This is a genomic window from Saccharothrix sp. 6-C (assembly GCF_016695385.1).
Taxonomy (GTDB): domain Bacteria; phylum Actinomycetota; class Actinomycetes; order Mycobacteriales; family Pseudonocardiaceae; genus Actinosynnema; species Actinosynnema texasense.
The window spans coordinates 7,191,443-7,203,968 of record NZ_CP064192.1 but is presented as its reverse complement, the minus strand read 5'-3'; the positions used below and the strand labels follow the sequence as shown (position 1 = coordinate 7,203,968).

At 71.7% G+C, this 12,526-nt stretch carries 14 protein-coding genes; 7 read left to right on the top strand and 7 right to left on the bottom strand.

The annotated features are described in order from the left end of the window. Nucleotides 1-98: 98 nt before the first annotated feature. Complete coding sequence (locus IOD16_RS30740) at nt 99-404, bottom strand: hypothetical protein (protein ID WP_201437198.1); 306 nt, start codon at nt 402-404, stop codon at nt 99-101. Nucleotides 405-540: 136 nt separating this feature from the next. Between IOD16_RS30740 and IOD16_RS30735 the strand changes: the two genes are divergently transcribed. After that, nucleotides 541-2,532, top strand: coding sequence for a protein meaA (locus tag IOD16_RS30735; protein WP_201437196.1), 1,992 nt, complete (start codon nt 541-543; stop codon nt 2,530-2,532). Nucleotides 2,533-2,557: 25 nt separating this feature from the next. Here IOD16_RS30735 and IOD16_RS30730 read toward each other — a convergent pair whose 3' ends face one another. Next, a complete protein-coding gene (locus IOD16_RS30730; protein WP_201437194.1) occupies nt 2,558-3,109 on the bottom strand; it encodes a cysteine hydrolase family protein in 552 nt (183 codons plus the stop codon). Nucleotides 3,110-3,181: 72 nt separating this feature from the next. On the opposite strand from IOD16_RS30730, the gene IOD16_RS30725 reads away from it, so the two are divergent. Beyond that, nucleotides 3,182-4,129: a GlxA family transcriptional regulator gene (locus IOD16_RS30725; RefSeq protein ID WP_123745763.1), complete on the top strand. Its 948-nt coding sequence runs from the start codon at nt 3,182-3,184 to the stop codon at nt 4,127-4,129. Nucleotides 4,130-4,145: 16 nt separating this feature from the next. Here the strand turns inward: IOD16_RS30725 and IOD16_RS30720 are convergent, their stop codons facing one another. Next, nucleotides 4,146-4,967 (bottom strand): hypothetical protein, encoded by an 822-nt coding sequence (locus IOD16_RS30720; RefSeq protein ID WP_201437192.1) that lies wholly within the window; start codon nt 4,965-4,967, stop codon nt 4,146-4,148. Nucleotides 4,968-5,023: 56 nt separating this feature from the next. Between IOD16_RS30720 and IOD16_RS30715 the strand changes: the two genes are divergently transcribed. Further along, on the top strand, nt 5,024-5,797 hold the full coding sequence (locus IOD16_RS30715) for an enoyl-CoA hydratase-related protein (RefSeq protein WP_123745765.1): 774 nt from the start codon (nt 5,024-5,026) through the stop codon (nt 5,795-5,797). A gap of 648 nt (nt 5,798-6,445) precedes the next feature. Here the strand turns inward: IOD16_RS30715 and IOD16_RS30710 are convergent. The 3 genes from IOD16_RS30710 to IOD16_RS30700 form a co-directional block, all read right to left on the bottom strand. Then, nucleotides 6,446-6,805, bottom strand: a complete 360-nt coding sequence (locus IOD16_RS30710) for a DoxX family protein (protein WP_201437190.1) — start codon at nt 6,803-6,805, stop codon at nt 6,446-6,448. 73 nt (nt 6,806-6,878) lie between these two features. Next, nucleotides 6,879-7,409, bottom strand: a complete 531-nt coding sequence (locus tag IOD16_RS30705; RefSeq protein WP_236594482.1) for a GNAT family N-acetyltransferase — start codon at nt 7,407-7,409, stop codon at nt 6,879-6,881. Beyond that, nucleotides 7,406-7,942 carry an NUDIX domain-containing protein gene (locus tag IOD16_RS30700; RefSeq protein WP_201437188.1) on the bottom strand — a complete coding sequence of 179 codons (537 nt, stop codon included), beginning with the start codon at nt 7,940-7,942 and terminating at the stop codon, nt 7,406-7,408. Before IOD16_RS30700 ends, IOD16_RS30705 begins: the two co-directional genes overlap by 4 nt. Before the next feature lie 297 nt (nt 7,943-8,239). Here IOD16_RS30700 and nucS point away from each other — a divergent pair, with 297 nt between their 5' ends. Then, nucleotides 8,240-8,899 (top strand): endonuclease NucS, encoded by a 660-nt coding sequence (gene nucS / locus IOD16_RS30695; protein WP_201437186.1) that lies wholly within the window; start codon nt 8,240-8,242, stop codon nt 8,897-8,899. A 61-nt stretch (nt 8,900-8,960) separates the two neighbouring features. On the opposite strand, the gene IOD16_RS30690 is transcribed toward nucS, so the two are convergent. After that, the gene (locus tag IOD16_RS30690) at nt 8,961-9,464 is read right to left on the bottom strand and encodes an RICIN domain-containing protein (protein ID WP_201437184.1); all 504 of its coding nucleotides are present in this window, start codon (nt 9,462-9,464) and stop codon (nt 8,961-8,963) included. A gap of 386 nt (nt 9,465-9,850) precedes the next feature. Here IOD16_RS30690 and IOD16_RS30685 point away from each other — a divergent pair, with 386 nt between their 5' ends. The 3 genes from IOD16_RS30685 to IOD16_RS30675 all read left to right on the top strand — a co-directional run bounded on the left by IOD16_RS30685 (nt 9,851) and on the right by IOD16_RS30675 (nt 12,355). Next, entirely contained in the window at nt 9,851-10,219 is a 369-nt protein-coding gene (locus IOD16_RS30685) for a hypothetical protein (RefSeq protein WP_201437182.1), read from the top strand. A 163-nt stretch (nt 10,220-10,382) separates the two neighbouring features. Further along, the gene (locus IOD16_RS30680) at nt 10,383-12,068 is read left to right on the top strand and encodes a sodium:solute symporter family protein (RefSeq protein WP_201437180.1); all 1,686 of its coding nucleotides are present in this window, start codon (nt 10,383-10,385) and stop codon (nt 12,066-12,068) included. Between the two features lie 11 nt (nt 12,069-12,079). Next, a complete protein-coding gene (locus IOD16_RS30675; protein WP_123745771.1) occupies nt 12,080-12,355 on the top strand; it encodes a hypothetical protein in 276 nt (91 codons plus the stop codon). Nucleotides 12,356-12,526 lie beyond the last annotated feature (171 nt).

Here is a 12,526-nt window from a genome sequence, read left to right as displayed (position 1 = left end):
CGCGCACCACTGTCACCTGGACGGGTGCGGCGCGCAAGCGCTCGCGTGACCGTCGACCAACCGGCCGACCGCACGGGTCACCTCTCGGCGGCCGGTGCTCACCCGGGGTCGCGCAGGAGCAGTTTGGCGTCGGGCGCGTCGGCCGGGAAGACCATCAGGCGGTGCAGGCCGCCGCGGCGGACCACGGTCACCTTGATGCGTGCCGTCCGCAGCCGGGCGGCCAGGACGACGGCGGCTTCCGAGGTGGGCACGGCGGTCACTTCGGTCAGCAGGCCGAAGTCGTCGCCGGTGTAGTCGGGCACGGCCCGGCGGTCGATGCCGAACGCCCAGAACAGCACCAGGGCGAGCAGCCCGAACACGATGACCAGCAGCAGGAACGTGGTGAGCGCGGTCACGCCACCCATCCTCCCGCAGCTTCGATTCAGTGAGCAACGGCACGCGCGGGCTGTGTTACTCGTCAGTACGCTACGGGGAACCGTGACTCCGAGGCGGCCGAGCCGTCGCCCGCGGACCAGCGGCAATGAGACACAGGAGGTTGCCGTGCCGTACCCGGCCGACCGAGAGCGCGACCGTCCGTGGGTCATGCGGACCTACGCGGGTCACTCCAGCGCCACCGCCTCCAACGCGCTGTACCGGCGCAACCTCGCCAAGGGCCAGACGGGTCTGTCCGTGGCGTTCGACCTGCCCACGCAGACCGGCTACGACCCGGACGACGAGCTGGCCAAGGGCGAGGTCGGCAAGGTCGGCGTGCCCGTCGGCCACATCGGCGACATGCGGCAGCTGTTCGACGGCATCCCGCTGGGCGAGGCGAACACCTCCATGACCATCAACGCGACGGCCATGTGGCTGCTCGCGCTGTACGTGAGCGTGGCCGAGGAGCACGGCGCGGACCGCGCCACCCTCGCGGGCACCACGCAGAACGACATCATCAAGGAGTACCTGTCCCGCGGCACGTACGTGTTCCCGCCCGGGCCGAGCCTGCGGCTGATCACCGACATGGTCGCGTGGACCGTGTCGAACGTGCCCAAGTGGAACCCGATCAACATCTGCTCCTACCACCTGCAGGAGGCGGGCGCGACGCCCGTGCAGGAGATCGCCTACTCGCTGTCCACCGCGATCGCGGTGCTGGACTCGGTGTTCGACTCCGGCCAGGTGCCCGAGGAACGGCGCGGCGAGGTCGTCGCCCGCATCTCCTTCTTCGTCAACGCGGGCGTGCGGTTCGTCGAGGAGATGTGCAAGATGCGGGCGTTCGTCCGGCTGTGGGACGAGATCACCCGCGACCGGTACGGCATCGCCGACCCCAAGCACCGCCGGTTCCGCTACGGCGTGCAGGTGAACTCGCTCGGGCTGACCGAGGCGCAGCCGGAGAACAACGTGCAGCGGATCGTGCTGGAGATGCTGGCCGTGACCCTGTCGAGGGACGCACGGGCCCGCGCCGTCCAGCTGCCCGCGTGGAACGAGGCGCTCGGCCTGCCCCGGCCGTGGGACCAGCAGTGGGCGCTGCGGATGCAGCAGGTGCTGGCCTACGAGACGGACCTGCTGGAGTACCAGGACATCTTCGACGGCTCGCACGTCGTCGAGGCCAAGGTGGACGAGCTCGTCGAGGGCGCGCGGGCCGAGATCGACCGCGTGCAGGCGATGGGCGGCGCGGTCGCGGCGGTCGAGTCCGGGTACATGAAGTCGGCGCTGGTGTCGTCGTTGGCGGACCGGCGCCGGCGGGTGGAGTCCGGTGAGGACGTCGTGGTCGGCGTGAACAAGTTCGCCACCACCGAGCCGTCGCCGTTGCAGGCCGAGGGCGCGAAGGCCATCGAGCAGATCGACCCGGTCGTCGAGCGGCACGCGGTCGAGGCGATCCGGGCGTGGAAGGCGTCCCGCGACGACGTGTCGGCCAAGTCCGCCCTGGACGACCTGCGGGCGCTGGCGAAGACGGACCGGAACCTGGTCGAGGCCACGATCGCGTGCGCGAAGGCCGGCGTGACGACCGGCGAGTGGTCGCAGGCGTTGCGCGAGGCGTTCGGCGAGTACCGCGCGCCGACCGGGGTCTCGGCGGCCTCGGCGTCCGGCGAGGCGGGCGCGGAGATCGCGCGGGTGCGCGAACGCGTGCGGGCGACCGGCGAGGAGCTGGGCGAGCGGCTGCGGATCCTGGTCGGCAAGCCGGGCCTCGACGGTCACTCCAACGGCGCCGAGCAGGTCGCCGTGCGGGCCCGGGACGTCGGTTTCGAGGTCGTCTACCAGGGCATCCGGCTCACGCCCGCGCAGATCGTGGCCGCCGCCGTGCAGGAGGACGTGCACGTGGTCGGCCTGTCGATCCTGTCCGGCTCGCACCTGGAGGTCGTGCCCGCGGTGGTCGACGGCCTGCGCGCGGCCGGCGCCGGTGACGTGCCGGTCATCGTCGGGGGGATCGTCCCGCCCGACGACGCCGACGAGCTGCGCGAACGCGGTGTGGCCCGGGTGTTCACGCCCAAGGACTACGAGCTCACCCAGATCATGGACGAGATCGTGGCGGTCGTCCGGGACGCGAACGGCCTCTAGCGCCCGGTCCCTGCCTCCCGACCTTCTAGCGGTCGGCGGCGAGCACGCGTCCGCGCTGGAGGACGTCACGGGTGGACACGATCTCGGCGAACCCGCCGCCGCGCAGGTTCGTGGCGGTGGCCCGGGTCAGCTCGTCGGCGGTCAGGTCCTCCAGGTCGAACGTGAACGTCGCGTCGAGCACGACCTCGACCCGGTAGCCGAGGTTGCCGCCGACCCGGGCGGTCGTCTCGACGCACATGTTCGTCTGGATGCCGGCGAGCACGATGTGGGTGACGCCGCGCGCCCGCAACCACACGTCCAGGTCGATCTCGCCGTGGAACGCGGAGTTGACCTCCTTGGCGAAGACCAGGTCGGCGTCGGCGCGGTCGAGCTCGGGCTTGAACCGGTTGCCGTCCTGACCGGGCCGCAGCGGCGAGCCCGGCTCGGTCGAGTCGTGCCGGACGAGCACCAGCGGGCCGGTCCAGGAGTCGACGAGGCGGGCGATGTTGGCCTCCGCCCCGGGGTTGTTCCGCCTGCCCCAGGACGGGTCGTCGAAGCCGCGCTGCACGTCGATCAGGATCAGGACGGTGTCGGTCATGACGTCGAGTCTGCGGTCGTCGCCAGGCTGGGTGTGAGTGGCGGAACCGGCACGTTGGGGTACTTTCCTGCCATGCGGACGGTGGGTGTGCTCCTGCTGCCGGGCAGTCGGATGTTCGACGTCTCGGTGGTGAGCGAGGTGTGGGGCGTGGACCGCTCCGACGCCGGCGTCGGCCCGTTCGAGCTGCGGCTGTGCGCACCGGGTCGGGTCGCGACGGCCGTGGCGCCGGTGGGTGTCATCCCGGCGACCCACGGCCTGTCCGGGCTGCGTGACTGCGACCTGGTCGTGGTGCCCGGTCGGGTGGACCCGCTCGCGCCGGTGCCGGACGCCGCGGTGCGCGCGCTGCGGTCGTTCTCCGGGACGGTCGCGGCGTTGTGCTCGGGTGCGTTCACGGTGGCGGCGGCGGGGATGCTCGACGGCCGTGAGGCGACCACGCACTGGCGGCTGCTGGACGCCCTGGAAACCGCCGCGCCCCGGGCCCGCGTCGTCCGGGACGTGTTGTTCACCGACGGCGAGGTGCTGACGTCGGCCGGCGTGGTCGGCGGCCTGGACCTGTGCCTGCACCTGGTGCGCCGGGCGCACGGCGCCGACGTGGCCGCTGCCCTGGCCCGACGCCTGGTGATGCCGCCGACCCGTGAGGGGGGCCAGCGCCAGTACGTCGACCCGCCCCTGCCGTCCCGGCCCGACCGCGTCGGCATCGCGTCCACAGTGGACTGGACGGTGGACCGCCTCGCGTCGACTGTCGGCGTGTCCGACATGGCCGCGCACGCGGGGATGAGCGAACGCACCTTCCACCGGGCGTTCCTGGCCGCGACCGGCGACACACCCGGCCGCTGGTTGCAGGTGCAGCGGGTCCGGCTGGCCCGGCGCCTGCTGGAGACCACCGACCTGCCGGTGCACCGCGTGGCCGAACGGGCCGGCCTGGGCACCCCGGCCAACCTCCGCCGTCGCCTGCGCGCGGAACTCGGCGTGACCCCCGACGCCTACCGCCGCACCTTCCGCGTGCCCGCCGCCTCCTGACCCGACCGGCGCGGCGTCACGGCGACGGCGGCGTCACGGGGATGATGCCGCCGTCCTCCTCGAACACCAGCACCCGTGAACCCAGCGGCTTCGCCAGCGTCACCGGGTAGTACCGGGGCAGGTAGATCGCGGTCCGCGCGCACTCGCCGACCGGCCCGGTCGTCCGCACGCCGATCACCACCGACGTCTCGGTCTCGGTCACCACGGGCTCCTTGACGGCCGGCGCGTCACCCCGGCACGGCGTCGGAGGCGCGCCCAGCTCCACCTCCAGCCGCACCCCGTCCGTCGTCCTCGCGTGGTGGCTCCCGATGATCTCCTCGCCCCGCTTCCAGAACGCCTCGGGCGTGACCGCGGGCCACGCGTACACGCTGCCGAACGAGGACCGGAACCGCCACGCCGGCAGTTCGAGCCGGCCGCGGTCGGTGGTGAACGCCGCCGTGCCCAGCTCGGCGCTCACCAGCTCCACCTCGCCGTCACGACCTCCGCCGGGCAGCGCGGCCACCGCGTCGCGCACGCTGATCAGCGGTAACGTCGCCGGGCCGTCGGGCAGCACCACCGAGGTCGCTCCGGGTGTCGGCGGTTCGACACCGGTGAACCGGTAGCCGGCGGCCAGCTTCTCCTCCTCCAGGCCCTGCCACTCCACGGTCACCAGCTTCGGCTGGAACAGCACGATCGGGCGGGGTGCCGCGGTCGCCGGGAAGTCGACCGCGACGGGCGCGACCGAGGCGGGGAGGTCGGACCCGATCGGCAGGGTCGGTGTCGCCGCCCGGTCGACGCCGGCGCAGCCCGCGACCGCCAGGATCGAACCGAGGACCACGACTGACGGGCGAAGTCTCATGCCACCGGGACGGAACTCCACCGGCGGGCGGTTGCACGGCCGGTTACCGTCGCAACATGGCCGAATACCAGCACATCCGCGTCGACCGCACGGATGACGTCGTGCGGATCACCATGGACCGCGCCGCCCGGCGCAACTCGCTGTCCGCCGAGCACCTGGCGGAGCTGCTGACCGCGTTCCGCGAAGTCGCCGCGTCGGACGCGGTGGGTGTGGTGCTCGCGGGTGAAGGTCCGGTGTTCTCCGCCGGGCACGACTTCGCCGACGTGGCGGCCCGCGACCTGGAGGGCGTGCGTGACCTGCTGACGCTGTGCACGGATCTGATGCGCACGATCGAGTCCGTGCCGCAGGTCGTGATCGCGCGCGTGCACGGCCTCGCCACGGCGGCGGGCTGCCAGCTGATGGCGTCGTGCGACCTGGCCGTGGCCGCCGAGGAGGCCGCGTTCGCCCTGCCCGGCGGCAAGGGCGGCTGGTTCTGCCACACCCCGGCGGTCCCGGTGGCCCGCGCCATCGGCCGCAAGCGGCTGATGGAGATGGCGCTGACCGGTGACGCGGTGGACGCGCGCACCGCCGAGCAGTGGGGCTTGGTGAACCGCGTCGTGCCGCTCGCCGAGCTGGACGACGCCGTGGACGAGCTGATGCGCCGGGCCACCCGGGGCAGCCGGGCCGGCAAGGCTCTGGGCAAGCAGACGATCTACGCCCAACTCGACCGGCCCGAAGCCGACGCCTACGGCATCGCGGTGGAGGTGATGGCGGCGGCATCGCAGACCCCGGCGGCCAAGGAAGGCATGTCGTCCTTCCTGGAGAAGCGCCCTCCTGTCTGGACCGACTGACACGGCCCGGTTGCTCGGCTGACTCGGCTGCCCGGCAGCCGGGCAACCCGGCCGGGTCGGGCTCTGTTGGCCCGACTCGCCCCGACCGAACTCGACTGATCCAGCTAGCCCGACTGCCCGGGTTGACCCGGCTGGCTCTGCTGATCCGGTTGCGGGGCTAGCCCGGCTGCCGACTGACCGGTTGCGCGGCTGGCCCGGTTGCGCGGCTGGCTCGGCTGCTCAGACTTGCCCGGTTGCCCGGTTGCCCGGTTGCCCGGTTGCCCGGTTGCCCGGTTGCCCGGCTTATCCGGTTGGCCTGGCTGGCCCGGGTTGGCCTGAGTTGGTCAGGTTGCTTGGCTGGCCCGGTTGCTGGTTGTCCCGGCTGATGGGTTGATCCGACTGCCCGACTGCCCGACTGCCCGACTGCCCGACTGCCCGACTGCCCGACTGCCCGACTGCCCGACTGCCCGACTGCCCGACTGCCCGACTGCCCGACTGCCCGACTGCCCGACTGCCCGACTGCCCCACTGCCCCACTGCCCCACTGCCCGACTGCCCGACTGATCTGGCTGGCCCGACCACGCTCGGCTGGCCTGGGTGCCCGGCTGGTCCGGTTGGCCCGGCTGATGCGGCTGGTTCGGTTGGCCTGGGCTGGCGTGGGTTGGTCCGGCTAAGCCGGCTGACCGGCTAACCCGAGCACGAGGCAGGCTACGGAGAGGGCGAGGAACGTGCCGGGTGCGGCGATGTTGTGCCACACCCGGTGCCGCACGTGGACGCCGACCGCGCCCACGAAGAACACCACCAGCCCGGCCGCGGCCGCGGTCCCGACGGCAGGTGCTCCGACCAGGCCGAGGAGCAGGCCGACCGCGCCCGCCGCCTTCAGCGCGCTCAGGGCGGGCACCCACGAGAGCGGCACGTGGACCTCGGCCGAGTTCGCCAGGACGAAGTCCGCCCTCGCGAGATCGGCGATGGCGACGGCGGCGTTGGCCAGGATCGCGAGGACCGTGACGACGACGTGTGCGGTGGACATGAACCCCTCCGGACGTGCGGTGAGCAGGAGCGCCTACTCACCTGACGTACGGAGGGGGCGGGAGGTGACCGGGTCACCCGATCCGCTTGTAGAACAACGTGGTCGGCCGCAGCACGCCGTCCGGGTCGGCGGCGTAGTCGGGGATGACGCCCGCCTCCGTCCAGCCGGCCCGCCGGTAGAGCCGTTCGGCGGCCGAACCCGTCTGCGTGTCCAGCACGAGCAGGGTCGCGCCGCGCTCGGCGGCGCCCCGTTCGGCCACGTCCAGCAGCGCCCGGCCGAGGCCGGAGCCGCGGGCGTCGCGGCGCACGAGCAGCTTGGCCACCTCGGCGCGGTGCGTGCCGTTGGCCGTGTCGGAGAACCGCACCTGGACCGTGCCGAGCACGTGCGCACCGGCCCGCGCCACCCACAGCGCCAGCACGCCGTCCGCGACCGGCGCGGCCCTGGACTGCCACCACGCGAGCGCCTGCTCGCGCGGCAGCGGCTTGACGAAGCCGACGGACGCGCCGCCTTCCACCGCGTCGACCAGCACGTCGGCCAACGCCTCCGCGCACGCCCGCACCTCGTCGGCGGTCAGCTCCGCGATCCCGGTGATGCCACCGGTCACGGCTGTGCGTGCTCGTGCAGCAGGAGCAGCGTGTAGGCGGCGATCGACTGGGCGTCGGTGATGTCGCCCCGCGCGATCATCGCCTCGAACTCGCCGCGCGGGAACCACGCCGAGCGCATGTCCTGCTCCTCGTGCTCCCGCTCGTGGAAGCCCTCCCGCAGGTCGGTGGCCAGGAACACCCGGCCGCGCTGGCTGGACATGCCCGGCGCGACGTCCAGCAGGCCGAGCTGCACCAGCTTGCCCGCCCGCAGCCCCGTCTCCTCCCGCAGCTCGCGCTCGGCCAGCACCATCGGGTCCTCGTCCGCCCGTTCGGGCGCGGTGCCCTGCGGGAACTCCCAGCGCCGCAGGCCGATCGGGTAGCGGAACTGCTCGACCAGCCGCAGCCGCTCGCCGTCCATGGGGATCACCAGCGCGAAGTCGGGCTTGTCGACCACGCCGTAGATGCCGGTGGTGCCGTCCGCGCGCCCGATGGCGTCCTCCCGGACCACCATCCACTGGTTCGCGTACACCTCACGCGATCCGAGGGTTTCCACGATCACTCTCCCTGTGCCGAAGGCTCCGGGTCGGCGCGCGATCGGGCCAGTTCCGATCGCGCGCTGCCGTACGCGAAGTACACCACCACACGCGCGGCCGACCGGACTCCGAAGGCCGATCGCGGCCGGCGTCACGGGCGGCCGGAACGCCACGTGGCGGCGTGTGCGCGCTCTCGTCGACGGTCGAACCGCCGATCGAGCCGACGGGCGTGGCGCGCGGGAGCGGGCGCGGCGGTGACACGTCGGCCGACGGTACCTGCCGCCGGGCCGGGCCCCGCACCCCGTAGCCTGTCGGCCGTGCGCCTCGTCATCGCTCGCTGCCAGGTCGACTACGTCGGACGCCTCACCGCTCATCTGCCGATGGCGCAGAGACTGCTGCTGATCAAGGCGGACGGTTCGGTGTCGATCCACTCCGACGACCGCGCGTACAAGCCGCTGAACTGGATGAGCCCGCCGTGCTGGCTGATCGAGGACCCGGACATGTGGGTCGTGCAGAACAAGGCCGGCGAGAAGCTGATCATCACCCTGGCCGAGGTGCTGCACGACTCCAAGCACGAGCTCGGCCCGGAGCCCGGCCTGGTCAAGGACGGTGTCGAGGCGGACCTGCAGAAGCTGCTGGCCGAGCACGTCACCACGCTCGGCGACGGCTGGTCCCTGGTGCGGCGGGAGTTCCCGACCCCGATCGGTCCGGTCGACCTGATGTGCCGCGACGCCAAGGGTGGCTCGGTGGCGGTCGAGATCAAGCGCCGCGGCGAGATCGACGGGGTCGAACAGCTGACCCGCTACCTGGAACTGCTCAACCGCGACCCGCTGCTGGCCCCGGTCCGCGGCGTGTTCGCCGCCCAGCAGATCAAGCCCCAGGCGCGCACCCTCGCCGAGGACCGGGGGATCCGCTGCGTCGTGCTGGACTACGACGCGCTGCGCGGCATCGAATCCGACGAGTTCCGCCTGTTCTGACCGATCGAGCGGCTCGCGTTCGCTGAGCGCGTCGGTCGCGTCGACCTCGCCCGCTGAGCGGTCAGCTCCACGACCAGCGCTGGGTCGTGGTGTTCTCGTTGCAGGCGGCCACGTACGCGTCCGCGCCGCTCTGCCGCAGGCACTGCCCGGACAGCGCGTTGACCAGCAGGTTGGACCCGAACGAGTTGAGCACCGGCGTCCACTTCTGCTTGTTCGGCAGGGGACTGACGCAGAACTCGGTGAAGACCCGGCTGCCCGTGCCGTTCGGCGCGGACAGGCACCAGCCGCTGCGGGCGTTGATCACCCGGTAGTCGTTGCCCCCGCCGACGAACTCGAACGTCCACTGCTGGTTGCCGACGAAGTGGCAGGGATCGGGCCAGACGTACACGGTGGTGGTCGGCTGAGCAGCCGTGTCGTAGTGCTGATCCAGGCAGTCTGCGGTGCCGATGTTCTGAATCGTCACCGGTGCCGCGGCGATCGCCGGCGCGGCGGGTGACAGGAGAGTCGCGGCCGCCATCAGCAGGGCGGCGACGGCTGCCTTGATCGGTCGTAACGTCGCGTTCATCGGATTCCGCTCCTTTGCGTGGTGTCGTCGTCCGGCATTCCAGCAAAGCAGCAATCGGAGTTCTTCGGCACCCGCTCGACAATTCCCCGAGAAAGATCATGGAATAGTCCGGTCGCACTTCGGGCGCCACGGCCGGGTCGTGGTCGGCTCACGTTCGGCGGCCCGACCGACCAGGCTCCCGGATGATCCCGCTGCGGCGGGGTGGCCGCCACGACGGCCGGACGTGCGGACCGCAGTTTCGCGGGTTCGGCGGTAAGCCGTTCGGGTGCGTGGCAGGGCGGTTTTCGCGATATACGCTGACTTCCCCTTCAACGGGCCGGGAGGCGCGCGTGCGAAGACCACGAAGACGAAGATCCGGTTCGACCGTTCTGGTCCTGTCGGTTCTCGTGTCCGCACTGCCGGCGGTGGCGGCCTGCGTGTCGCAGGCGTCCGTGCCGCCGCCACCCGTCGTCGGGGCGTTGAGCTCCACCGCCGCCTCCCCTTCCACCGCGCACCTCGCGGCGCAGCCCCCCGCCGGTCAGGCCGGTGGTGAGGTCCGGCTCAGCGGCGAGGGATATCCGGCACACGGTCGAGTGGTGTTCACCTTCCACGGCCACCGGATCGGTGATGTCACCGCCGACGCGGTCGGCCGGTTCACCGGTGTCCCGGTGCGGGTGCCCGACTCGTTCGGCGATTCCGCCCCCGGCACGCAGTTCACCATCGGCGCCACGTCCGGACCCGTCTACGCCGAGACGCTGTTCGTCCTCACCCGCTGACGCCGCGGCGCGCCCACCTGAGGTTTAGCCCCGGGTAGTTCAAACCGGCGAAGCGCGCCGGGGTGCACTACCGTCGGCTTGATCGGTTGTGCGGTAGTGGCTGGTCATGCGTGGTGCTGCGCGATGGTGTTCGGTTTGTTCGGATCAGGGGAGGTGGGCGGAGGTGCCCGTACTGGCCCAGGTGGACCTCAGGCTGGATGCCGGTCCGTTGGACTACACCTTGCTGGCGGTCTACTTCGTGTTCGTCCTCGGGATCGGCTTCCTGGCCCGCAGAGCGGTCTCGTCCAGCCTGGACTTCCTGCTCTCCGGCCGTTCGCTGCCCGCGTGGGTGACCGGTCTGGCGTTCATCTCCGCCAACCTCGGCGCGATCGAGCTGCTCGGCATGGCGGCCAACGGCGCCCAGTACGGCATGGCGACCGTGCACTACTACTGGATCGGCGCGATCCCGGCCATGGTGTTCCTCGGCCTGGTGATGATGCCGTTCTACTACGGCTCGAAGGTGCGCAGCGTCCCCGAGTTCCTGCGCCGCCGCTTCGGCAAGGGCGCCCACCTGGTCAACGCGATCAGCTTCGCCGTCGCCCAGGTGCTGATCGCGGGCGTGAACCTGTACGCGCTGGCGTTCCTGCTGAACCTGATGCTCGGCTGGCCGATCCCGCTGTCGGTGGTCATCGCGGCGGCGATCGTGCTGACGTACACGGCGCTGGGCGGCCTGTCCGCGGCCATCTACAACGAGGTGCTCCAGTTCTTCGTGATCGTGGCCGCGCTGCTGCCGCTGACGATCGTCGGCCTGCACAAGGTCGGCGGCTGGGACGGGCTGGTCGAGAAGGTCACCGGCGGTCCCGGTGGGGCCGAGCAGCTGTCGGCGTGGCCCGCGACGGAGCTGACCGGCATCGAGAACCCGGTGCTCAGCGTGATCGGCATCGTGTTCGGCCTCGGCTTCGTGCTGTCGTTCGGGTACTGGACGACGAACTTCGCCGAGGTGCAGCGCGCGCTGTCGGCCAAGAGCATGTCGGCCGCGCGGCGCACGCCGATCATCGGCGCGTACCCGAAGATGCTGATCCCGTTCGTGATCATCATCCCGGGCATCATCGCCGCGCTGGTGGTGCCGGAGATGGTCGCGCTCAAGGCCGGCGAGGACAGCGGCGGCGTCGTCTACAACAACGCGCTGCCCGCGCTGATCGGCGAACTGCTGCCCAACGGCATGCTGGGCATCGCGATCACGGGTCTGCTGGCGTCGTTCATGGCCGGTGTCGCGGCGAACGTGTCGTCGTTCAACACGGTGTTCACGTACGACCTGTGGCAGGACTACGTGAAGAAGGACCGCCCGGACGAGTACTACCTGCGGGTCGGGCGGCTGGCCACGATCGGCGGCACGGTGGTCGCCATCGGGACGGCGTTCCTCGCCGCCGGCTACGGCAACATCATGGACTACATCCAGGCGCTGTTCTCGTTCTTCAACGCGCCGCTGTTCGCCACGTTCATCCTGGCCATGTTCTGGAAGCGGATGTCGGCGGCGGCGGGCTGGGCCGGCCTGGTCGCGGGCACGCTCGGCGCGGTGGCGGTGTTCGTGCTCGCCGAGACCGGGGCGATCGACCTGCCGGGTCAGGGCGCGAGCTTCGTCGGCGCGGGCGTGGCGTTCGCGGTGGACATCGTGGTCAGCGTGGTGGTGACGATGTTCACCCGGCCGGTGCCGCAGGAGCGGCTGGTCGGGCTGGTCTACAGCCTCACGCCCAAGGCGGACCGCATGCACTCCACCACGGGTGACGACGCCGGGTGGTACCGCTCGCCGCTGCTGCTCGGCATCGGCGTGCTGCTGCTGACCGCCGTGCTCAACATCATCTTCGGCTGAGGGAGGTCGTCGTGGCGCGCAAGGCCGGTCTGTTCGACCTGCGACTGGTGATCGCGGTCCTGTTCGCGGTGTACGGCGTGGTGCTGGTGGTGGTCGGACTCGGCTTCACCGACGAGGCCGACCTGGCCAAGGCCGATGGGCTCAACATCAACCTGTGGAGCGGCATCGGCATGGTCGTGCTGGCGGCGGTGTTCGCGGCCTGGGCGACCTTGCGGCCGGTCATCGTGCCCGAGGAGCCCGGTGCGGCCGATCTGTCGGCCGGGCGGCCGTCGGGCACGGAGGGGTAGGGCCGGTGCGACCGACCTGTCGGCGGGTCGACACCTCGGGACGGGGGGTGGGCCCGGTCAGCGCCTCGGGTAGACCGGGTTGAAGGCCTCCACCGTCCAGGTGTCGATCCAGCGGACGGCGCGGCGGATGCCGGGGCGGATGCGGGTGCGCATGCAGTGGTCCTCTCGTGA